The following is a 21,669-nucleotide window of genomic DNA, read 5'->3' on the forward strand; positions in this document are numbered from 1 at the left end:
GACAGACAGCCATCACCCGCCGCCGTTACGTCAGGTGCGGATGATCTGATTGAATCGCAAGTGTAGAAGGCGCTGGGGGGCTGGTGATGCAGAAGTGTTGCTGAATCAGACAGTGCGCAACGTTTTGGGCCGTTGCGCACTGATGGCCGGTTATTGGCGGTAGGTCTTGAGGAAGTTGCCGATGCGTCCGATGGCCATGTCCAGTTCATCGACACGGGGCAGAGTGACGACGCGGAAGTGGTCTGGCCATGGCCAGTTGAACGCGGTGCCCTGGACCACCAGCAGCTTTTCGGACAGCAGTAGATCGAGCACGAATTTTTCGTCGTTGTGGATCGGGCAGACCTTCGGATCGATACGCGGGAACGCATACAGCGCTCCCATTGGCTTCACGCAGCTGACGCCCGGGATGTCGTTGAGCAATTCCCAGGTGCGGTTGCGCTGTTCCAGCAGACGACCTTGCGGCAGCACCAGATCGTTGATGCTCTGATAGCCGCCGAGTGCAGTCTGGATCGCATGCTGGCTCGGCACGTTGGCACACAGACGCATGTTGGCCAGCATGTCGATGCCTTCGATGTAGCTCTGGGCATTGTGCTTCGGCCCGGAGATCGCGATCCAGCCGGAGCGGAAACCGGCCACGCGGTAGGACTTCGACAGGCCGTTGAAGGTCAGGCACAGCAGATCCGGGGCCAGCGATGCGGTGCAGATGTGCACGGCGTCGTCGTAGAGGATCTTGTCGTAGATTTCGTCGGAGAAAACCACCAGATTGTGCTTGCGCGCCAGTTCGAGCATGCCCAGCAGGACTTCCTTCGAATACACCGCGCCAGTCGGGTTGTTCGGGTTGATGATCACCAGAGCCTTGGTGTTCGGGGTGATCTTGGCCTTGATGTCAGCCAGATCGGGGAACCAGTCGGCGCCTTCGTCGCACAGGTAATGCACCGGATTACCGCCGGCCAGGCTGACGGCGGCAGTCCACAGCGGATAGTCCGGCGCTGGCACCAGCACTTCGTCACCGTTGTTGAGCAGGGCCTGCAACGACATCACGATCAGCTCGGACACACCGTTACCGAGGTAGATGTCTTCGATGCCGACGCCTTCGACCTGCTTCTGCTGGTAATACTGCATCACGGCCTTGCGCGCGCTGAACAGGCCTTTGGAGTCGCTATAGCCCTGCGCAGTCGGCAAGTTGCGGATCACATCCTGAAGGATTTCGTCCGGCGCTTCGAAACCAAAGGGCGCCGGGTTGCCGATGTTCAGCTTGAGGATGCGTTGGCCTTCCTCTTCCAGACGTTTGGCGTGCTTGAGCACCGGGCCGCGAATGTCGTAGCAGACGTTGGCGAGCTTGTTCGATTTGCTGAACTGCATGGCGATGTGATCCCGAAAATGAACGATCCAGACGGCGGATGGACAACCGTACTGGGATTCCTGCGTCTTCGCACAGGCGGACGTCTTGCGCCGTGGCGCTCAGAATCCGTTTGAATGCGCCCGGTCTGACTGCCAGACTGGCGTGTGACGAGGCGCAATCATACGTGCCACCCGATCCGTGGAAAAGGTACAGATCGGGCTTTTTCAGCCGCTGAGGTGTGATGATGGAAAAGTTGGAAAAAACCCTGGAAGAATGGAGAGCCATGCTCGACCCGCAGCAGTACGAGGTCTGCCGCCTCAGTGCTACCGAGCGACCGTTCTCCGGCAAGTACAACGCCACTAAAACCGATGGCGTTTATCACTGCGTCTGCTGCAACGAGGCGCTGTTCGACTCCCAGACCAAATTCGACTCCGGATGCGGCTGGCCGAGCTTCTACGCGCCGATTGGCGAGAGCGCCATGACGGAAATCCGTGACACCACTCACGGCATGATCCGCACCGAAGTGAAATGTGCCCGTTGCGATGCGCACCTGGGCCATGTATTCCCGGACGGCCCGCCGCCGACTGGCCTGCGTTATTGCATCAACTCGGTGTGTCTGGATCTGGTTCCTCGCGAGTAATCGCATGACCTGTTGGAGCCGCCAGTGGCGGTTCCAACAGGTTTTTTATTGATTTATTAAATTGCACGCAATTCAATTGCTCGCTATGTTTATCCCTTCTTCTTCATTTCCGAGTGCGCACACATGAGCGACAACCTGCTGGATATCCCGTGCACCACCATCAAAGGCGAACAAAAGACCCTGGCCGATTTCGCCGGTAAAGCGGTGCTGGTGGTCAACACCGCCAGCAAGTGCGGCTTCACCCCGCAGTACAAGGGTCTGGAAGAGTTGTGGCAGACCTATAAGGATCAGGGTCTGGTGGTGCTGGGGTTTCCGTGCAATCAGTTCGGCAAGCAGGAGCCGGGCAACGAAGGTGCGATCAGCGAGTTCTGTGAGCTGAATTTCGGTGTGAGTTTCCCGCTGTTCAAGAAGATCGAAGTTAACGGCACCGGCGCTCATCCGCTGTTCGTGCAGTTGAAGAAGCGTGCGCCGGGCCTGCTCGGTTCTCAGGGCATCAAGTGGAACTTCACCAAATTCCTGATTGGCAAGGACGGCCAATTGGTCAAACGCTTCGCGCCGGCCACCAAGCCGCAGGATCTGAGCCGCGAGATTGAAGCCCTGCTGAAATGAACGACCTGCCCGTTGATTCGTTGAAGCTCGACAGTCAGTTGTGCTTCAAGCTGTACGCCGCGTCCCGGGCGGTGATTCGCGCCTACAAGCCGATGCTCGATCAGCTTGGCCTGACGTACCCGCAATATCTGGCGATGCTGGTGTTGTGGGAATGGCAGGAAACTGCGCCTGAGCAGCCCACGGTAAAGGCCTTGGGTGAGCGTCTGCTGTTGGACTCCGGCACGCTGACGCCACTGCTCAAGCGTCTTGAGCAGTTGCAATTGGTGCTACGTCGTCGCTCGACGCGTGATGAACGTGAAGTTCACTTGAGTCTGACGTCAGAAGGGCTGGCACTGCGCGAGCAGGTCGGGCCGATCAAGGCCCGGTTGCTGTGTGACAGTGGTGTCGATCTGGATCGCTTGAGTGAGTTGCGCGACGGCCTCGATCATTTGCTCGGGCAGGTCAAAGCGGCGTTGTAGTCGGTATCCACAGGTCCAGCAACGCCGCGAGTTCTTCGCGGCGAAATGGTTTAGCCAGATAATCGCTCATGCCCGCTGCACGGCAACGTTCGCGTTCCTCGGACATGGCGTTGGCGGTCAGCGCGACGATAGGCAGGTTCGGCCAGCGTCCGCTCTGGCGAATCTGCCGGCTCGCTTCGTAGCCATCCATGACTGGCATGTTGCAATCCATCAGAACCAGATCGAAGGCGTCGTGCTCCAGTTGATCGAGCGCCTCTGCGCCGTGCGCCGCTACCACAACTTCACAACCGAGTTTGCCGAGCATGCCTTTGGCTACCAGTTGGTTGACCGGATTGTCCTCGACCAGCAGCACTCGCCCGCGACGGCGGCTTGGCAGTGATTCAAGACGCGCGTCGTTAATGCTGGTGGCATCCGCTTGCAGAACTCGCCGCAGGGATTGATACAACGCATTGCGCGCCAGTGGGCGAGCCTGTTGTTGCAGTGGGGCAAGTGCGGCGGCTTCCTCGCTGGGCATGAAGCTGCCGTAAGCAGTGACCACCAGGATCGGCACGCTGAGGGTCGGGCGCAGGGCGAACAGGCATTCCGGGCAATCGGTTATCAGCACGTCGGGGGACAGGCCGAGTAACGGGTCGTCCATCGAGCGCTGTTCATATTCAATGCCCCAGCCCGGCAGCAAGGTCTTGAGCAACTCGGCCAGTCCACTGCTGGCGGCGGTGATTGCCAGCACCTTGCCGTGTAGCGGTGCCGGAACCACCGCACGGGTGTGGCAAGGCAGCGGCAGTTCGGCGCAGAACTGACTGCCGAACCCGGCTTCGGAGCTGATGGTCAGTCGCCCCTGCATGGCTTCGCACAGGTTATAGGTCAGCGCCAGTCCAAGCCCGGTGCCGCCATATTGGCGGGTGATGCCGGCGCCGGCCTGGGTAAAGGGCTGGAAGATTTTTACCTGCGCATCCTGGGCGATGCCGATACCGGTGTCACAGACCTCGATGCGTACGCCGTCCTTGTACGCAGACAAACGCACATCAACCCGGCCGAAACGGGTGAACTTCAGCGCATTGGACAGCAGGTTGCTGACGATCTGCCGTACCCGGGTCGGGTCGCCGAGCACCAATGCCGGGAATTGCGGGTCGATCAGGCAGGTCAGTTCGACACTCGGCGCGGCGTTCTGCGACAGCAGGTTGGCGGTGTCTTCAACCAGTGAGCCGAGATCGAACGGGATGTGTTCGAGTTCCAGTTGCCCGGCATCGAATTTCGACAGATCGAGAATGTCGTTGAGCAACTCGACCAGAACCTTGCCCGAGTCATGCGCAATGGACAGTTGTTGCTGCTGTTCGGCGTTCAGTGGGCCGTCGAGTGACAGGGCGATCATGCCCAGCAGGCCGTTGAGTGGGGTGCGAATCTCGTGGCTCATGTTGGCGAGAAAGGCTGATCGTGCCTCGGCCATATCGAGCGCGGTGCTGCGGGCGACTTCCAGTTCCTCGTTCGACTGGCTGAGCCGGGCGTTGATCGCTTTCAGTTCAGCGGTGCGTGCCGAGACGATGTGTTCCAGTTGTCCGAGGTATTCGGTCAGACGGTTTTCGGCGTTGCGTCGCTGCTGGATTTCCGTGGCGATGTTTTCAAATTGCTGGTTGGCAACCTTGACCAGCACGCCGATCTCGTCGTTGGCGTGCCCTGCCGGGCATTCCAGGGTTGTGGCCTCGGCGCTGCGCGGGTCGCGTCCGCTAAGTTCGCGGATGACCCGCACCAGCGGTTTGGTCAGCATCACGTAAAACAGCGCGAGCAGAAGGCCGGTGAGGATCAGGCTACGGGCAAAACCGTTAAGCAGGGTGACTTCTGCCCGGCGCAAAAAACGACTGCCGAACGCGTAAGTATCAACCTCCAGTTTCAGCACGCCCAAAGATTCGGTCGGCAGATGGTCAAGGTACAGACGGTCGTTGAACTCGCGTTTGGCGCCGAACAGGAAGTCACTGATCACCCGATAACCGCTTTGCAGTCCCGGTCGTTTGACGCTGGCGAGTACGTTGTCGTTGTTGTCGGTCAGTTGCGCGGAAATGATTGCCGGCGAACGTAGCAGTCCCAAGGTGAGTTCCTGGGCCAGTTCGGCGTCGATGTTGTAGGCGATACGGGACGCCGGATTGTGGCTGATTTCCAGTAAAGACAGGATTTCACGGTTGATAGAGGCGTCTTCACTGGCATAATCGATGCCGATTTGCAGCAGGCTGAGCAGCGTGCCCAATATGAACCCGACCAGCACGGTAAGCCGGGCCTGTTTGTAAGACAGCCGGTGGGTGAATTTGATATCCATGGGGTGTTGAACCACTTCCGTTTCCCTTCGCTGCTCAAGCATAGTCGATCATGTATGGATGCCGAGGTTCCCGAATCGCCTTGTAACAAGGCTTGGAGCGGAAAACTGGATCTGTGCATTGTCGCAGGATCGCCATCATCACTGTGAACGTGCCCGAGGAGAAGACGTGGATTCCCGATTGAATGCTTTTCTTGAACGTGCCGAGTCGGTTCTGGCACGGATCGAACCGCTGTTGCCGGCCACTCGGCCGGTGATCGACTGGAACACTTGTCTGGCCGCACGCTGGCAGCGCGACGGGCGCAGCGGTTATCTGCTGCCGCTGGAAGTCAGCCTCGACATGCGTCTGTCCGACCTGATCGGCGTTGACCGTCAACTGGAGCAACTGGGGCGCAACACCCGGCAATTTCTCGATGGCATGCCGGCCAACCATGCCCTGCTCTGGGGTTCGCGTGGTACCGGCAAGTCGTCGCTGGTGCGGGCACTGCTGGCCGAACACGCCGGCGCCGGTCTGCGTCTGATCGAGATCGAGCGCGACCATCTGGCTGACCTGCCGCGAGTGGTCGAACAGATCGGCAAGCTGCCGCAACGCTTCGTACTGTTCTGTGATGACCTGTCCTTCGAGTCCGGTGAAGGCGACTATCGCGTGCTGAAAAGTGTGCTCGATGGCTCGCTCGAACAAGCCCCGGACAACGTCTTGTTGTACGCCACTTCCAACCGCCGCCACCTGGTGCCGGAGAAGGAAAGCGACAACGAGAACTGGAAACGCGTCGATGGCGAACTGCACCCAAGCGAAGCAGTGGAAGACAAGATCGCGCTTTCCGATCGTTTTGGCCTGTGGCTGTCGTTCTACCCGTTCACCCAGGAACACTTCCTCAATGTCGTCGAGCACTGGATCGGCCAGTTGGCCGCCAAGGCCAACCTGAGCTGGCAGCGCGATGAACAGCTGGACATCCTTGCCGTGCGCTGGGCAACCGGTCGCGGCAATCGCAACGGACGTTGCGCGTACCAATTCGCCCGTTACTGGGTGGGACTGAAATTGTTGGAGCACAAGGCATGATTGATTTGCAACAGAGCGGCCAAGGCCTCGAAGGCTATGGCATGTTGGCCGCGCAACTGGAATCGCTGTTGGCGGACGAGCGCGACTTCATCGCCAACGCCGCACAGTTTTCGGCGTTCCTGTTCAACCAGCTCGATGATTTGAACTGGGCTGGTTTCTATCTGAACCGTAATGAAGAGTTGGTCCTCGGGCCATTCCAGGGCCAGATTGCCTGCGTGCGCATTCCATTCGGGCGCGGCGTTTGTGGCGCGGCGGCGGCCACTTTGCAGACCCAGCGCGTCGAAGACGTGCACGCTTTTCCCGGCCACATTGCCTGCGACAGCGCATCGAACAGTGAGCTGGTCGTGCCGTTGGTCAAGGACGGTCGTCTGATCGGCGTGCTCGACCTCGACAGCCCGAAACTGGCGCGTTTCGGCGCGCAGGATCAGGCCGGAATCGAGCAGTTGGCGGCGATCTTCCTGCGCCTGACCGACTGCTGATCAAGCGGCCAGACCGGCCTTGCGTAACAGGCTGGCCGGATCTACCGCGTCGATTTGCGCGGGCTCGAGAAAGCGCGTGGCGTATTGCATGTACACGCCATCGTTGATGAACAGACCGAACAATTGCGCATCGATATGGGCATCGCGGCACATCGTCGCCATGATGCCCAGCGCCTCACTCAGGGTCTTGGCTTTCTTGTAAGGCCTGTCCGCCGCGGTCAGTGCTTCGAAAATATCGGCAATCGCCATCATCCGTGCAGGCAGGCTCATCTCTTCGCGCTTCAGGCGTTTCGGGTAACCGGTGCCGTCCATTTTTTCGTGATGGCCGCCGGCGATTTCCGCGATGCTGTCGAGGTGGCCGGGGAAGGGCAGGTGGCTGAGCATCAGAATGGTCTGCACCATGTGATGGTTGATGATGTAGCGCTCTTCCCGAGTCAGCGTGCCGCGCGCAATGCTCAGGTTGTACAGCTCGCCGCGGTTGTATTTGTATTGCGGGGCGTCAAGCTTGAACCCCCATGGATTGTCCTCAGGGATCAACTCGCTTTCCCCGCGCTCGAACAGATGCTCGGGTTTGTCTGCCAGCAACGGCTCGCTGACCGGCAACTGCGATGCCGGCGTTCGTGCCTGTCGCCGATTTTCTTCCCATGAAACCCCGAGGCGGTCATCCAGCGTGCGCGTCCAGGTGCGTTGCGCAAGTTTGTTGAGTCGTTGCCGATCGGCTTCGGCCATGGCTTCCCCGCCCAGATTACAGCGGGCAACGAAGGCGAAATCATCGTCCAGACCGGCGAGGGTGGCGTTGCGCAGTTCGCTCAGTTGCGTGTTGTCGCCGCCCATAGCCAGTGCCTGCCAGTAGCTGACCCAGGCATCGCGCTTGAGCACTTCGAAACGGGTGCGGATTTCGTGGATGCGGTCGTTGAGGGTTTCCAGTTTGGTGGCTTTATCGACCACGTACTCCGGCGTGGTGACTTTGCCGCAGTCGTGCAGCCAGGCCGCGATGTGCAAGGCTTCCCAATCGTCTTCGCCTGGTTGGTAGGCGGCAAAGGCCGGTGCCTGACTGGCGGCAGCGGCGTGCGCCAGCATCATGGTCAGTTCCGGTACGCGTTGGCAGTGGCCACCCGTGTAAGGACTTTTTGCGTCGATGGCACCGGCGAGCAATTGAATGAAGGCGTCGAGCAGTTGTTTCTGCTTCGCTTGCAGGCGCTGGCTTTCGATGCTGACTGCCGCGGCACCGGACACGGCTTGCAGGAAAGCGATGCGGTCGGGGCGCAGTTTTTCCAGATCCTGAGCGGCGCCGCTGTCGTTTATCAGCAGTATCAGCAGGCCAATGGTTTCGTTATGCCGATTGCGCAAACGGATACCGATCAGATGCACCCGGGGCGAGGTCATCGCGAGCAGGATTTTTTGCAGATCCCCGGCCTGTTCGAAGCCGAGATTGCTCACCACATTGTCCGCCTCGACCAATTGCTGGAACCACTCCGGCCCTTGATTCGCTTGCAGGTCGTGGCCCTGAATGTCGAAGTCTTCCAGCGTCTGGGAAACATCGTCGATCACCAGTCCGTAAGGCTCCATCCGGTTGCCATCGCTTTCGCGCAGATAGATCAGGCCAGCCTGGGCCTGGGCGATGTGCACCGTTTCAAATAGCACGCGTTGCAACAGCGGGGCGAAACGGGTTTCGGCGCACAGGCTGTCGGTGATACGAAAGAAGCTCGCCAGCGTGTCTTTCATCCGCGCCATCGACAGGCTTAGCTGATCGACTTCCAGTACCGGAGAGCGGCGGGTGACCGGAAAGTTGAAATCGAAACTGCGGATGGCATCCGCTTCTTTGACCAAGGCGTGCAGCGGCTTGACCAGAATTCGCGAGATCAACCAGCCCAGCGGCAAGCAAAGCAACAATGTCGCCAGGGTTATCAATGCGCCTTGCCAGCGCATGCGATAGGCATCCACCAGCAATTCGTCTTCCGGCACCAGCAACGCCATCTGTAAACCCTTCGGTCCGCCCTCTCGCAGGCTGCTACGGGCGACGATCCATTGGCGCCCATCGACCTCAAGCCGTTTGCCCTGCTGCTCTGTCGATAGCAGTGCATGCAGGGTCGGGCTCAGGTCAGCAGCTTTGGCCAGACGTGCGGTGCGGTCGTCAACGATCAGACGGCTGCTGTCGGGATAGGCCACGGCATTGCCTTCGGCATCGAACAGGACGATTTCAGTGGCCGGGGTCACCACATGTTTGGTCAACGTCGCGGAGAGCGCGGCCAGAGTCAGGTCGGCGCCGATCACGCTTGCCGCACCGCTGCGCCGCGCCAGGGTCGTGCCGACGTTGTGGGTGGAGAAAAACACGTAGGGTTCGGTAGTGATCTGATCGCCTTGGGCAATGGCGTTCGAGTACCACGAGCGGCTGCGCGGATCGTAGCTGTCGTCGGGATTGTCCTGGTGGCCGATGGGTTCTAGCGCTTGATCGAAAAACAGTGACTGTGAGGACGCTTTGCCGCTGGCGTCATGCTCGATGCTCCAGACTTGATAGGCGGCGGCCTCCGGAGCCTTGAACAGGCTTTTCAGTGCGGCGGTGCGCAACGGGCGCACCATGAAAAAGTCGCCGTTAGCGTAACCGAGGTACAGCGAAGCGAGATCGGGGTTGTCCTTGAGCGACTGACTGAACGGCTTGAGCAGCGCCAGACGTTGCTCAAGATTCGCAGACTCGCTCGCAGGATTGATGGCCAGCAAACTCAGCAAGTGCCGAATCGGCTCGTATGTCGAGTGCAGATCAAGACGTACATCCTGTTCGATGCGATTGAACAGGTTCTCGCTGCTCGAAAGGATGACGCGAGTTGTCTGGCGGTAATTGAACAGGCCCAGCACCACGCCGGTCAGCAACAGCAGAAACGTGAACATGACACTGATGTGCACGTGCAGCGGAAATCGCCGTTGATCCGGGCGCAGTGGGCTTGGCATTGCTCAATCTCCATGAGGATAAACACACTGCTCAGCGCCCAAGCATAGTTAAGGCTCGGTCATTTTGCTTTTGTGAGGCTGTTCCAGTTGTTGCAGTAATGCCTGTTCCAGTTCGACCATCGCCGTGTCCGTGGCCTGGCTGCAGAGTGCGAGGGTTTGCGCTGGCTCCATTTGGGCGCAGGCATGCTCCAGTGCGTCGCAACAGGCGATCAGGCGCGAGGCTTGAGCGATCCGCGCTGCACCTTTGATCTTGTGTGCGACTTCGGCCAACGCTTTAGAGTCATTCTTTGGCGACAGGGCCAGCAGTTCCTGGCGATCCAGGCGACTGCTGTTGAGCAACTCCAGGAGCAGACGCTTGATCTGTTCAGGATTGCCGCCCGTCAATTGGCTGAGTCCGCGGAGGCTGAACGTCGGGGCGGGGGCGGGGGAGGCCGGTTGCAGCTCGTTGATCCATTCGCTCAGGGCGCTGAGACTGAGCGGTTTGAACAGGCAATCGTTCATGCCGGCCTGTTTGCAGCGTTGTACTTCTTCAGGTTGAGCGTTGGCGGTGAATCCCAGCACGGTGCACGGCGGTCGCCCGGTTTGTTGTTCCAGCTGGCGGATCGCCCGGGTCAGTTCATAACCATTGAGCAAGGGCATGTTGCAGTCGGCGATCACCAGATTGAACTCGTTGGCTTGCCATTTCTCGAGAGCGCTTCGGCCCTCTTCGGCAACACTGAAACGGTGACCGAGAAACTCAAGCTGCTGACACATCAACAGACGGTTGGCAGGATGATCGTCCACTACCAGAATATTCAGCGGTGTGAAAGATACCCGGATCGCAGGTTCGGCTCTTGAACGAATCACTTCGCCTGGATGCGTTTTCAAGGGCAGCGACAGGCTGACTTGGGTTCCGATGCCAGGTTGGCTGCTCAGTTGCATCTGGCCGCCCATCATTTCGCATAGATTGCGGCTGATGACCAGTCCCAGGCCAGCACCACTGCGGGGTTGCTGGTGGGCGTTGTCGGCCTGGGCAAAAGGTTCGAACAATCGCTGTTGATCTTCGGCGCTGATACCGATGCCAGTGTCCTGGATCGTCAACTGAATGATCGAGCGGCCGGCCGTAGCGGTTGGCATTACCTCGAGGTTGACCCTGACTTGCCCATGTTCAGTGAACTTGATGGCGTTACTGATCAGGTTCGACAGGATCTGTTTGAAGCGCATCGGGTCCAGATGCACATCGATATCGAGCCCCATGGGAGTGATGGTCAGTGGCAGCGTCAGGTTTTTCTGGCGTGCCAGGCCATCGAAAATGCGCACCACAGAGGCCACGGTTTCGATCAGATTGACTCGCTCGGGGCTCAAGCTCAGACGTCCGGACTCGATTCGGGCAATATCAAGAATGTCGCCAATCAACTCCAGCAGATCCTTGGCGGAGTGGTACGCGGTTTCAATGGACGAACGGTCCGGGTGCTGTTGGGCCATGCGTTTGAGCGTCAGTTCAAGCATGCCAATCACGGCATTCATGGGGGTGCGGATTTCGTGGCTCATGGTCGCCAGAAACGTACTTTTGGCGCGGCTGGCGTCGTCGGCCTGTTCCTTCGCCAGGCGTAATTCATCAAGTAGCTGATGGCGTTCACTGATGTTGACCCAGCCACCGATGATCCCCTGTACATCGCCGCTGGAGTCGCGGTAGGGCAGAATCCAGTGATAGATCGTCAGTCGTCGGTTACCGATGTGCAGTGGACGGTCAAGCACTAGTGGCGTGCCTTCGGCTATTACCCGTTGATAATCTGCCTGGAAAGCCTGTGCCTCGAAGGCATTGCTGAGCGTGCCTTGCATCACGCTTTTTCCGATCACGTCTTCGCGTTTGGCGTTGAAGGCTTCGAGATAGCTGTCGTTGCAACTTTGCAACAGACCCTGGCAGTCGCGCACGTAGATGGGATGAGGTGTGCCGTTGACCAGCGAACGCATGAACTCGAACTGATCATTCAGTGCCCGCTCGGCCTCTTTGCGCTGATTGATCTGACGGCGCATGTAGGCATTCCAAAGCAGCGACAGCAGTAGTAGCAGGCATGCGCCGAAAATAACCTGATAAAACACGCGTTGGTAATGGTGCCAATTGCTCTGCGCAGCGGTTGAAAAGCCACGCCAGCGACTGTTGATGACACCCAGCTCTTCGGGAGTAATGCTGAGTAATGCCTTGTCCAGGATCGATCCCAATTCTGTATTGCCGCGGGCAGTGGCCAGCGAGAAAGCGGCCTGGCGTGTGCCCAGAGTGGTGGTAATCTGCAGCGGATGTTCGAAAATTCGCGACGAAATCAGATAGTTGGCGATCACTAGTGAGCTGACGGTGCCTTCCACCTTGCCTTCGGCAAGTAATGTCGCGGCACCGAAGGTGTCCGGAGTTTCAATCAGGCGGATCTGCGGGAATTCCCGGCGCAGGTATTCGCCCATGGGATTGCCTTGGGCGATCGCCAGATATTTGTTTTTGAGTTGGGTCAAATGGCTCGGACTGTCGGCACATTTGCGTGTCAGCAGCACGTAGGAATTTTCCAGGTAAGGCCGGCTGAATTGCAGGTTTTTCTCTCGCTCAGGGCTGGGCAGCAGTGCGGCGATCAGATCGGCCTGTTGATGATTGATCTGGTCGATCATTTCACCATCGCTACGGCTGCGCCTGATTTCGAAACGCAATCCGGTACGCAGACGCAAAATTTCCAGCAAGTCTGCGGTGATGCCGCGAAAGTTGCCGTCGCTGTCGAAGAACGTCAGTGGAGCGTGGGACTCATTGACGACGACCCGAATGACCGGATGCTCTTTCAGCCACTCTTCCTCTGGTCGGGTCAGTTGCAGTTTCTGGTCAGTCAGCAGGATGTCGCTACCAGCACTCCAGCGTTTGGCGATGTTGTCCCGCTCACTGCCTGGTATGGCATCGAGCACGTTATTGATGATGCCGAGCAACTGCGGATTGTTTGCGTTGACGGCAAAGCTGAAGCCATGGGCTTCCTGTTTGCCGAAATTGGCCATGCGAATGTTGTTCAGATAGCCCTTGTTGATCATGTAGTGGGTGGAGATGGTATCGCCGAGAAATACATCAGCCTGATCGAACGCCACGGCATTGATTGCATTCTGGTAGGACGGGTAGGACGTGAGGATGGCTTTTGGATACAGGGCTTTGACTTCATCCTGCGGAAGATAGTGATAGACCATGCTCAGTCGCAATCCCGCCAGGCCGTTACTGAGCGAGCGGGTTTCGTTCTCACGGGTGACGAGTACGGGCTGGTCGATGGCATATGGCGTGGAGAGCATGACGTTGGCGTTGCTCGCTTCGAAACCGTTGGCAGTGCCGAGAATATCGACTTCGCCAACCGTCAGTGCCTGCAATGCGGCGTCCCGGGAGGCGAAGCGCTTGATCCTGATCGGTAACCCGGTGGCCTGGCTCAGTAATCCGGCATAGTCAGCGGTGAAACCTTCGTAGTCGCGGCCGCTGGCAGTCATGTCAAACGGAGGGTAATCCGGGGCAGATGTGCCCAGTACCAGTACGTTGCGGGTTTGCAGCCATTGCCGTTGTGAGGGTTGCAGGGATGCAGGCGTCGATTCGTAGGTCGACCGACTGCGAAGGACATAGTCCTGCGGGGTGACGAAAGTGGCAGAGACCTGAAAGCTCAGGCACAAGCCGGCGAACAATCCAACGAGATAGACCTTTAAACGACTGGGCATCCTGGCTCTCACACTAGCGCGTTACGTTTGGCCATCTCGATAAGTTCTACCAGGGACTTGGCTTTGAGTTTCTGCATCAGGCGTTTCTTATAGGTGCTGACGGTCTTGTTACTGAGGAACATGCCTTTGGCAATTTCCTTGTTGGTACGACCTTGGGCAAATAACTGAAGAACCATAAGTTCCCGGTCATTCACGGATTTGAAAAGTTCCAGTTCTGCATAACGCACATCATCGCTGCGCACCGGATTTAAAGCCTGACTGGGGAAATAGTTATAACCGGATAAAACAGCTTTGATGGCGCTGACCAGTTCGCTCAAGTCTTCTTCCTTACAGACATAACCCGATGCGCCAGACTGCATACAACGAATACCGAACAGTGTCGGACATTGTGCGGTCAATACCAGGGTTTTGAGGGGCGTGCTCATGGCATTGAATCGGGCGAGTACTTCGAGGCCGTCCAGCTTGGGGATGCTGATATCGAGGATGATCAGGTCAGGCATGCATTCGCGGACCATTTGCATGGCATCGACCCCGTTATCGGTTTCGCCGACGACTTTGTAACCTTCATGCTCCAAGAGCATTCGAACGGCAAGTCGGATGACGGGGTGATCATCGACAATAAAAACGGAGTTCATAATCAAATCCCATACGTGCGCGAATAAAGCGCGCACCTTAGCTCAGATGTATGAGCGCTCGCATGGACTGACATGGCTCCAGCGGCAATATAGGATAATTCCTACAAAGTAAAAGGAAAGCTACTACGGTTCAACTAGGTGTGGCGTAAGGAAGTTTGTGCTTTTTTATTTGTCAGGATGTTTTAAACGGTTTGTCGGATGATGATTAGGTAGATGTTCTGTTGGGGTTTTTCATGTTTAAACGGAGTTTAGTATCGGTGTGAAATATTTGCTCCACGGATTGTAGTTGTTCTTCATCCCTGACGATCACTCAACCGGACAGTGGTTCTGACCGGTTGAGATGAATGCCGTCAGTGGCTGGAGCGTCCGGTCATTTCCAGAGCCATCTCGCTGGCGTAACTGTCGGTCATACCGGCGATGAAATCGATCATGCGCAAAAACGAACTGTGCAGCGGGCCATGCGGGTCTGGCGCGTTATTGCCCAACAGATCAAGGATGCGCCGGCTCTTGAATGACGGCGTACGACCACCATGTTGCTCCAGCGCCGCTCCGCAAAACGAGTTAAGCAGGATTTCCAGTGTCGTGTAGGCACCGATTTCATGCAGGGTCTTGCGCTTGTCCTGGAAGATTTTCTTGCGAGCCATGTCCTTGGCATTCAACACGCAACGTTTGGCCGGGCCGTGCATGTGCTCGACCAGATCGCCATGCAACGTGCCGGCAAGCAGTGCATACTGTTGCTCGACAAAGGCCCGGGCGGCGGCGTTGGTCAGGTGCTCGATGGCTTTGCCGCGCAGGATCGCCAGTTTGCGCCGACGTGAGTCCTGTGGGCCGAGCTGACGATAGGTTTCCGGCAGATCATCGCCTACCAGTCCAAGCAGCAGCGATTCGACTTCGGCGTATTCCAGCAACTCCATCTCGAGACCGTCTTCCAGATCGATCAGCGCATAGCAGATATCATCGGCAGCCTCCATCAGGTACACCAATGGATGCCGTGCCCAGCGCTGGTCCTCCAGTTGCGGCAGGCCGAGCTTGTGCGCGATCTGCTCAAGCAGCGGCAGTTCGCTCTGGTAGCAACCGAACTTGTGTTTCTTATAGCCGAGGGAGTCGGCGTGACGTGCGGTCCACGGGTATTTCAGATAAGTGCCGAGGGTCGCGTAGGTCAGTCGTGTACCACCGTCGAACTGGTGGTATTCCAGTTGCGTCAGTACGCGGAAGCCTTGGGCATTGCCTTCGAAATTGAGAAAATCACCACGTTCGACTTCGCTCATCCCGTCGAGCCAGCCACGTCCGGCGGCCTGTTGGAACCAGTGACGGATCGCGTCTTCACCGGAGTGACCAAACGGTGGATTGCCGATGTCATGCGCGAGGCAGGCCGATTGCACGACCATGCCCAGGTCAGCCGGATCGCACCATTCGGGCAGGGCACTGCGCAGGGTTTCGCCCACGCGCATGCCGAGAGAACGGCCGACGCAACTGACTTCCAGCGAGTGGGTCAGGCGCGTATGAATATGATCGTTGCTGGACACCGGATGCACTTGGGTCTTACGGCCCAGGCGCCGGAAGGCTCCGGAGAAAATGATGCGGTCATGGTCTTTATGGAACGGACTGCGGCCGAGCTCTTGCGGGCTGTGCAGCGGTTTTCCAAGACGTTCGCGGTTGAGCAGGGTTTGCCAATCCAAGGCTGATTCTCTCCGTCGGGTGACTGGTGCCTTAGCTTCCCGGTTCGGACCCTGACCTGCAAGCGGAACTACAAACCTGCTGCATCAATATCGATCAGCAGCAGCCGTTCGCCGTTGTCGAAAAACTGTCCTGCGGTCAGGCAATACTGGTTGGTCGTGGCGTCGCGGTAGGTGTTCGACAGCGTCAGGCGCCGCTCTTCCCAGCCTTCGGCCAGCAGGTGATAGAAGTACGGGCGCCATGACCAGTTATGCCCCAGATAACGGTTATCCGCGAACCAGCCATGTTGGCGCCATTCAAGATTTGGCGTCAGTTGCGTGCCGTGGCGATCGCATTGATAGAAACGCAGCAGCCAGGGAAAGGCTTCCAGTTGCGGCAATGCACTGAGCGGCGCATGCGCCTGAGCCCAGGCTTGCAGGATCGACATCAGTTCCGCGAGCTGGTGGCGCATCTGCATCAAATGGCCGCGTTCGGCGAGTTTTTGCTTCACGTAGCGTTGGCGCAGTTCGGCGAAGCGCGGCACGAAAGCATCGGTGGCATAGAACGCTTCCTGCGCCCGGGCGAACAGAAAACCCTGAACGTAGCGCGAACCGCATTCAAGGGCGAAATTCAGTTGCGTTTCGGTCTCGACCCCTTCGGCGATGATCCAGCACCCGGTCTTCTCGGCCATTTGCGCCAGTGCCTTGACCACGTCACTGCTGGGGCCGCCGAGTGCGGCGGCCTGGAATAGACGCATATCCAGTTTTAGGATATCCGGTTGCAACGCCAGTACCCGATCGAGTTGCGAGTAGCCGGCGCCGAAGTCATCGATGGCAATCCGGGCGCCAGCCTCGCGGTAGCGCTTGACCACTTCGGCTAGCCGTTGACTGTTGCCGCCCAGTTCGGTGATCTCGAACACAATGCGTTGCGGATCGACTCCGTGTCGCGCCATTTGTTTAAGGCTGGGCAGGGCCTGATCCGAGCGCAACCGGCTGATCCAGCGTGGCGACATGTTCAGGCTTAGAAACCAGTCGGCGGGCGCCTCATGAAAACGGCTCAAGGCATGGTCGCGGATTTGCCGATCCAGACGACGCAGCGCGATGGCCGGGGTGCGCGGGTCAGCGAACAGCGGCCCGACCGAGGTCAGTTGACCATCGACCTGACGCAAGCGGCCAAGTGCTTCTATTCCGGCAATACGCCCGGTGGCGGTATCGATGAAAGGCTGAAAGCAGGCGAGCGGTTGCCCGTCGATCACGAGGCCTCCTTAGTATTCTTGTTCGGGTTGAACCCCGACCGGCCGGATAGGCGTGCGGGATTGAACCTCTGGATCAAGAGGTTCATCCCGCCGATATTGCAAGAATGCCGCCAGAAGCATGAGCTCAGCGCTTGGCGGAACTCTGCATGACCAGTCTGATCAGCGGCCCGAGGCTGGTGCCAAGGCGGATCAACCGGGTCAGGCCACCGACGCCGCCGCTTTTCGTACCTTTGCCGGTGAGAAATCCCAACAAGGTGACAGCGGCCACGCCCCACAACGGCGCGTGTTTGATACCGAAACCGCCTTGCAGGTTTTGCGTCATGCCGCGCACGCGCTGCAAGGGTTGCAGTACTTGCCCGACTTCATGGCGGATTTCCTGACGATGCATTTCCATGCGCAGGCGGATCAGTGCCTTGCGCATTTCCTGACGTGAGCTGTTGTGCGGAAGTTCAGGCAGGCTCATGGCAGCAGGCGCTCCCGGTCGTTGGCCAGCTCTTCGAGCGTGCCGTGGAAGGGTGAGGATTCATCGAAGACCGCCGCTTTCAGGCGCAGTCCACAGAAGATCGCGGCCAAGGTGTAGAACACGCACAAGCCAATGATTGCGGCCAGGCGATAGGTGTCCCAGAACACGATCATGACAAGGGTCGACAAGCCAACCAGCAACAGCAGCGCAAACACCAGCGCCAGACCTGCGAACAGCAGCAGGCTGACGGTGCGTGCTTTTTGTTCTTGCAGTTCGATGCCGAACAATTCGACGTGACTGTGCAGCAAGCCAAGAACAGCGGCGCCAAGACGCCGCGTGGAAGAAGCTGTGCCCGACGCCGGGCCGGATTCGCCGATCGACATAATCAGCGCCGAGTAGCCAGCAGGCCGATCAGAAAGCCGACGCCGGCAGCAATGCCGACCGACTGCCAAGGGTTGGCCGACACGTAATCTTCGGTGGCGGTCACCGCAGCCTGACCGCGATCACGCAGCGTGTCTTCGGTCAGTTTCAGGGTTTCGCGGGCGCGCAGCAGGCTGTCGTGGATCTGTTCGCGCAGCTCATCTGCCTGATCGCCGGCCAGGGTGGCGGTGTGCTCGAGCAACCGTTCGGTGTCGGCGACCAGAGTCTGGAAGTCGTTCATCAGGATTTCTTGAGCAGTCTTTGCCTTGATGCTGGCCATGGGTGGATCTCCGTAAGTGACGTCTGAAGCGTTCGAGTATGAGCCTTGCGTGAAGGTTCATTACAAATGACTGGTACAACTTTTGCTGTGTCGTGGTGCGTCGTTCGGTGCTCGTGCGCCGTCGTCGGGCGTCAAGCCGGGGAAACCTTAACTCAAATAATCAGGGTTCGTGTCAGGACATCGATCTCGTGCGCCAAAGCGGGTCACCGAAGCTTCAATTGGGTGACTGCGCGGTCGCAACTTGGTGCATGAAATGTTCGCGCGAACCGCTTTGGTGCTTTTTTCAGCCTTCAGGTCTGCCACTCCATGGAAAATCTGCAAAGCGCTGTGGACACGTTGGTCCATAGCTCCAATACGTTGTTCATTCTGATCGGTGCGGTGATGGTACTGGCGATGCACGCCGGTTTCGCTTTTCTCGAAGTCGGTACGGTTCGCCAGAAAAACCAGGTCAATGCGCTGTCGAAGATTCTCAGCGATTTCGCGGTCTCGACGCTGGCCTATTTCTTTATAGGCTACTGGATCTCCTACGGTGTGACCTTCATGCAACCGGCTGCAGTGTTGAGTGCCGATCATGGTTACGGGCTGGTGAAGTTTTTCTTCCTGCTGACCTTCGCGGCGGCGATCCCGGCGATCATCTCTGGCGGAATCGCCGAGCGCGCACGGTTTGTTCCGCAACTGTGCGCCACGGCGCTGATCGTGGCGTTCATCTACCCGTTCTTCGAAGGCATGATCTGGAATGGCAACTATGGCCTGCAAGCCTGGCTGGCGGCTGAGTTCGGCGCGAGTTTCCATGATTTCGCCGGCTCGGTGGTGGTGCACGCCATGGGTGGCTGGCTGGCGCTCGCGGCAGTGTTGCTGCTGGGCCCGCGCAACGGGCGTTATCGGGACGGGCGACTGGTGGCGTTTGCGCCGTCGAGCATTCCGTTTCTGGCGCTGGGTTCGTGGATTCTGATTGTCGGCTGGTTCGGCTTCAACGTAATGAGCGCGCAAACCCTGCAAGGCGTCAGCGGTCTGGTTGCGGTCAATTCGCTGATGGCGATGGTCGGCGGCACGATGGCGGCGCTGATCGTCGGGCGCAACGACCCGGGCTTCCTGCATAACGGCCCATTGGCCGGACTGGTGGCGATCTGTGCCGGCTCGGATCTGATGCATCCGGTCGGTGCATTGGTGACCGGGGTGATTGCCGGCGCACTGTTTGTCTGGTGCTTTACCGCAGCGCAGGTCAAATGGCGCATCGACGATGTATTGGGTGTCTGGCCGTTGCATGGCTTGTGCGGCGTGTGGGGCGGAATCGCCTGCGGGATTTTCGGCCGGACCGCGCTCGGCGGTCTGGGCGGCGTCAGTTTGATCAGCCAATTGATTGGCACGGCACTGGGCGTGGTCGTGGCTTTGGTCGGTGGTTTTGTTGTGTATGGCGCGATCAAGGCGCTGCATGGTCTGCGCCTGAGTCAGGAACAGGAGTATTACGGCGCAGACCTTTCGGTGCACAAGATCGGCGCTGTGAGTCAGGACTGAAGCTTTCAGGATCAGGTCTCCTCATCCTCTGCACCGGGGTAGAAACCGCGCAGCAGACGATAACGATCAATACGCACGTGATCGACTTGTTCCTGCACCTGGTGCGCCGGCAGACCGAGCAGAATCAACGCATGTGAGGCGAGCATCAGGCTCGACTCCAATAGCTCCGGCACCACTTCGGTGGCGCCGGCGGCTTTCAGCTCGGCCCATTGGCTGTCGTCGCGAGTGCGCACCAGAATCGGCACCTGTGGATTCAGTCGTCGGGCTTCCTTGACGATGCGCAGGGCGACGTCACTCTGATCCACGGCAATCACCAACAGCCTTGCGCGCAGCAAGCCAACAGCGGTCAGCAGATCAGCGCGTGAGGAGTCACCGTAATGCACGTCACTTTCGCCGGACGCGGCTTCTTGCACCCGCACCGGGTCGGTATCGAGGGCGATGTAAGGTTGCTTCGCGCTGCGCATGAAGCGGCCGATGGACTGGCCAACACGACCATATCCGCAGATCACTACGTGTTTATTCAACCCGGCGTTGAGTGCGCTGATCTCTTCGATCTGCGCTTCCTGATTGGGCTTGCGGTGCAGGGCGGCGGCGATGCGTGGCGCCGCGCGCAGCAGCATTGGCGTCAGCACCATTGAACAGAAAGTAGCAGCGAGCAGCAGTGCGCCCAACTCGCCCGGTAGCAGGCTGTTTTGTTGCATCTGCGCCATCAGCGCAAAGCAGAACTCGCCGCCCTGAGCCAGTGCCAGGCCACTGCGCCATGCGGTTTCGCTGTCATTGCCGCGCCATTTCACCAGCAACGCCACTACGCAACCCTTGATCAGCATCAAGCCGAGGGTCAGGCCAAGGATCAACAGGCTATGGCTGATGAAAAGTTGCAGATCAATCAGCATGCCGATGCTGACGAAAAACACACCGAGCAATATGTCGCGGAACGGTCGGATATCGGCCTCGATCTGATGCCGATAATGGCTTTCGCCGAGCAGCATGCCAGCCAGGAAAGCGCCGAGGGCGGGGGACAGGCCAAGCAGGTGAGTCAGCCATGCGGTCAGCAGCACGATGACCAGTGCCAGCAATACAAACAGTTCTGCCGAGCGCGAAGCGGCGACTTCCTGAAACAGCCGTGGCAACAACCAGCGGCTGGCCAGCAGCAGACCTAAAAACAGCACCACGGTTTTGCCAAGGGTCAGTGGCAGTGCCCAGTACCAGGCCTGATCGCTGCTGCCGGCAAATACCGGGACCAGTGTCAGCAGCAGTACCGCAATCACATCCTGAAACAGCAGAACCCCGACGGCGTTCTGGCCATGACTGCTGAACACTTCGCCGAGGCTGCCCAGTTCTTTGGTGACAATCGCCGTGGACGACAATGACAGACCGGCGCCGAGCAGCAATGCCGGAGCGACAGGCATGCCCATCAACATCAGCACCACCCCCAACAGCGCCGCGCTGATCAGTACCTGCTGGCTGCCGAGTCGAAACACAACCTGGCGCAGGGCAATCATTTTCGACAGGGAAAACTCGAGCCCCAGAGAGAACAGCAGAAACACCACGCCTAGCTCAGCGACGTCGGGCAAATGTTCACTTTCGTTGACCCAATTGAAAGCGGTCGGTCCGACCATCAAGCCCACACACAGGTAACCCAGCACCGGCGGCAAGCGCAGGCGACGGAATAACGCAATCACCACGAGGGACGAGGCGAGGATGATCAACAGGTTTGCAAACACACGACACTCCGATGTCCGGCTCTGGCCTCTCAAGCGTAGAGGCAAAAAGAGCGGGAGCATCGCGTAATTGAAAAATGGCTGGACTGATTTGCGTCAGGGTTTTGCGCATCCACCCGCGTGATGCGCTCAGACCTTTGAGCAGCAGTGCCTCGACGGGTTTTCCTGTCGGGCCTAGAATGGGCGCTC

Annotated in this window: 17 protein-coding genes; 6 read left to right on the forward strand and 11 right to left on the reverse strand. The window is 58.6% G+C overall.

What is annotated here, in order from left to right:
- Positions 1-150 precede the first annotated feature (150 nt).
- Positions 151-1,362 (reverse strand): pyridoxal phosphate-dependent aminotransferase, encoded by a 1,212-nt coding sequence (locus tag ACTWLJ_RS16025; protein ID WP_401213437.1) that lies wholly within the window; start codon positions 1,360-1,362, stop codon positions 151-153.
- Between the two features lie 224 nt (positions 1,363-1,586).
- On the opposite strand from ACTWLJ_RS16025, the gene msrB reads away from it, so the two are divergent.
- The 3 genes from msrB to ACTWLJ_RS16040 all read left to right on the forward strand — a co-directional run bounded on the left by msrB (position 1,587) and on the right by ACTWLJ_RS16040 (position 3,049).
- Positions 1,587-1,982, forward strand: a complete 396-nt coding sequence (gene msrB / locus ACTWLJ_RS16030) for a peptide-methionine (R)-S-oxide reductase MsrB (RefSeq protein WP_445177527.1) — start codon at positions 1,587-1,589, stop codon at positions 1,980-1,982.
- A gap of 123 nt (positions 1,983-2,105) precedes the next feature.
- Positions 2,106-2,591, forward strand: a complete 486-nt coding sequence (locus ACTWLJ_RS16035) for a glutathione peroxidase (protein ID WP_401213432.1) — start codon at positions 2,106-2,108, stop codon at positions 2,589-2,591.
- The gene (locus ACTWLJ_RS16040; protein WP_445177528.1) at positions 2,588-3,049 is read left to right on the forward strand and encodes a MarR family winged helix-turn-helix transcriptional regulator; all 462 of its coding nucleotides are present in this window, start codon (positions 2,588-2,590) and stop codon (positions 3,047-3,049) included. The genes ACTWLJ_RS16035 and ACTWLJ_RS16040 overlap by 4 nt, the downstream gene beginning before the upstream one ends.
- Here the strand turns inward: ACTWLJ_RS16040 and ACTWLJ_RS16045 are convergent.
- On the reverse strand, positions 3,033-5,354 hold the full coding sequence (locus tag ACTWLJ_RS16045) for a response regulator (protein ID WP_445177529.1): 2,322 nt from the start codon (positions 5,352-5,354) through the stop codon (positions 3,033-3,035). The two genes, ACTWLJ_RS16040 and ACTWLJ_RS16045, sit on opposite strands and share 17 nt — an antisense overlap.
- 166 nt (positions 5,355-5,520) lie before the next feature.
- On the opposite strand from ACTWLJ_RS16045, the gene ACTWLJ_RS16050 reads away from it, so the two are divergent.
- Positions 5,521-6,411, forward strand: coding sequence for an ATP-binding protein (locus tag ACTWLJ_RS16050; RefSeq protein WP_401213425.1), 891 nt, complete (start codon positions 5,521-5,523; stop codon positions 6,409-6,411).
- Entirely contained in the window at positions 6,408-6,890 is a 483-nt protein-coding gene (locus ACTWLJ_RS16055) for a GAF domain-containing protein (protein WP_401213422.1), read from the forward strand. The genes ACTWLJ_RS16050 and ACTWLJ_RS16055 overlap by 4 nt, the downstream gene beginning before the upstream one ends.
- Here ACTWLJ_RS16055 and ACTWLJ_RS16060 read toward each other — a convergent pair whose 3' ends face one another.
- The 8 genes from ACTWLJ_RS16060 to ACTWLJ_RS16095 form a co-directional block, all read right to left on the reverse strand.
- A complete protein-coding gene (locus ACTWLJ_RS16060; protein ID WP_445177530.1) occupies positions 6,891-9,836 on the reverse strand; it encodes an HD domain-containing phosphohydrolase in 2,946 nt (981 codons plus the stop codon).
- Positions 9,837-9,884: 48 nt separating this feature from the next.
- Positions 9,885-13,535, reverse strand: a complete 3,651-nt coding sequence (locus tag ACTWLJ_RS16065) for a transporter substrate-binding domain-containing protein (RefSeq protein ID WP_445177531.1) — start codon at positions 13,533-13,535, stop codon at positions 9,885-9,887.
- Positions 13,536-13,543: 8 nt separating this feature from the next.
- A complete protein-coding gene (locus ACTWLJ_RS16070; RefSeq protein WP_445177532.1) occupies positions 13,544-14,170 on the reverse strand; it encodes a response regulator in 627 nt (208 codons plus the stop codon).
- Positions 14,171-14,520: 350 nt separating this feature from the next.
- Positions 14,521-15,849, reverse strand: coding sequence for a deoxyguanosinetriphosphate triphosphohydrolase (locus ACTWLJ_RS16075; protein WP_445177533.1), 1,329 nt, complete (start codon positions 15,847-15,849; stop codon positions 14,521-14,523).
- A 68-nt stretch (positions 15,850-15,917) separates the two neighbouring features.
- Positions 15,918-17,081, reverse strand: coding sequence for an EAL domain-containing protein (locus ACTWLJ_RS16080; protein ID WP_445177534.1), 1,164 nt, complete (start codon positions 17,079-17,081; stop codon positions 15,918-15,920).
- Between the two features lie 124 nt (positions 17,082-17,205).
- Positions 17,206-17,544: a hypothetical protein gene (locus ACTWLJ_RS16085; RefSeq protein WP_401213405.1), complete on the reverse strand. Its 339-nt coding sequence runs from the start codon at positions 17,542-17,544 to the stop codon at positions 17,206-17,208.
- Positions 17,541-17,927: a phage holin family protein gene (locus ACTWLJ_RS16090; protein WP_401213402.1), complete on the reverse strand. Its 387-nt coding sequence runs from the start codon at positions 17,925-17,927 to the stop codon at positions 17,541-17,543. The genes ACTWLJ_RS16085 and ACTWLJ_RS16090 overlap by 4 nt, the downstream gene beginning before the upstream one ends.
- Before the next feature lie 2 nt (positions 17,928-17,929).
- A complete protein-coding gene (locus ACTWLJ_RS16095; RefSeq protein ID WP_025113166.1) occupies positions 17,930-18,244 on the reverse strand; it encodes a DUF883 family protein in 315 nt (104 codons plus the stop codon).
- A 306-nt stretch (positions 18,245-18,550) separates the two neighbouring features.
- Between ACTWLJ_RS16095 and ACTWLJ_RS16100 the strand changes: the two genes are divergently transcribed.
- Positions 18,551-19,759, forward strand: a complete 1,209-nt coding sequence (locus tag ACTWLJ_RS16100) for an ammonium transporter (RefSeq protein WP_445177535.1) — start codon at positions 18,551-18,553, stop codon at positions 19,757-19,759.
- Positions 19,760-19,770: 11 nt separating this feature from the next.
- On the opposite strand, the gene ACTWLJ_RS16105 is transcribed toward ACTWLJ_RS16100, so the two are convergent.
- On the reverse strand, positions 19,771-21,483 hold the full coding sequence (locus ACTWLJ_RS16105; RefSeq protein ID WP_445177536.1) for a cation:proton antiporter: 1,713 nt from the start codon (positions 21,481-21,483) through the stop codon (positions 19,771-19,773).
- Positions 21,484-21,669: the final 186 nt, after the last annotated feature.

It is taken from the genome of Pseudomonas sp. McL0111, from assembly GCF_052567255.1.

Coding starts and splice junctions, on each gene's coding strand:
- ACTWLJ_RS16040 (WP_445177528.1), top strand. CDS start 2,588: ATGAACGACCTGCCCGTTGATTCGTTGAAGCTCGACAGTCAGTTGTGC.
- ACTWLJ_RS16100 (WP_445177535.1), top strand. CDS start 18,551: ATGGAAAATCTGCAAAGCGCTGTGGACACGTTGGTCCATAGCTCCAAT.
- ACTWLJ_RS16065 (WP_445177531.1), bottom strand. CDS start 13,535: ATGCCCAGTCGTTTAAAGGTCTATCTCGTTGGATTGTTCGCCGGCTTG.
- ACTWLJ_RS16025 (WP_401213437.1), bottom strand. CDS start 1,362: ATGCAGTTCAGCAAATCGAACAAGCTCGCCAACGTCTGCTACGACATT.
- ACTWLJ_RS16045 (WP_445177529.1), bottom strand. CDS start 5,354: ATGGATATCAAATTCACCCACCGGCTGTCTTACAAACAGGCCCGGCTT.
- ACTWLJ_RS16035 (WP_401213432.1), top strand. CDS start 2,106: ATGAGCGACAACCTGCTGGATATCCCGTGCACCACCATCAAAGGCGAA.
- ACTWLJ_RS16070 (WP_445177532.1), bottom strand. CDS start 14,170: ATGAACTCCGTTTTTATTGTCGATGATCACCCCGTCATCCGACTTGCC.
- msrB (WP_445177527.1), top strand. CDS start 1,587: ATGGAAAAGTTGGAAAAAACCCTGGAAGAATGGAGAGCCATGCTCGAC.
- ACTWLJ_RS16055 (WP_401213422.1), top strand. CDS start 6,408: ATGATTGATTTGCAACAGAGCGGCCAAGGCCTCGAAGGCTATGGCATG.
- ACTWLJ_RS16090 (WP_401213402.1), bottom strand. CDS start 17,927: ATGTCGATCGGCGAATCCGGCCCGGCGTCGGGCACAGCTTCTTCCACG.
- ACTWLJ_RS16095 (WP_025113166.1), bottom strand. CDS start 18,244: ATGGCCAGCATCAAGGCAAAGACTGCTCAAGAAATCCTGATGAACGAC.
- ACTWLJ_RS16085 (WP_401213405.1), bottom strand. CDS start 17,544: ATGAGCCTGCCTGAACTTCCGCACAACAGCTCACGTCAGGAAATGCGC.
- ACTWLJ_RS16060 (WP_445177530.1), bottom strand. CDS start 9,836: ATGCCAAGCCCACTGCGCCCGGATCAACGGCGATTTCCGCTGCACGTG.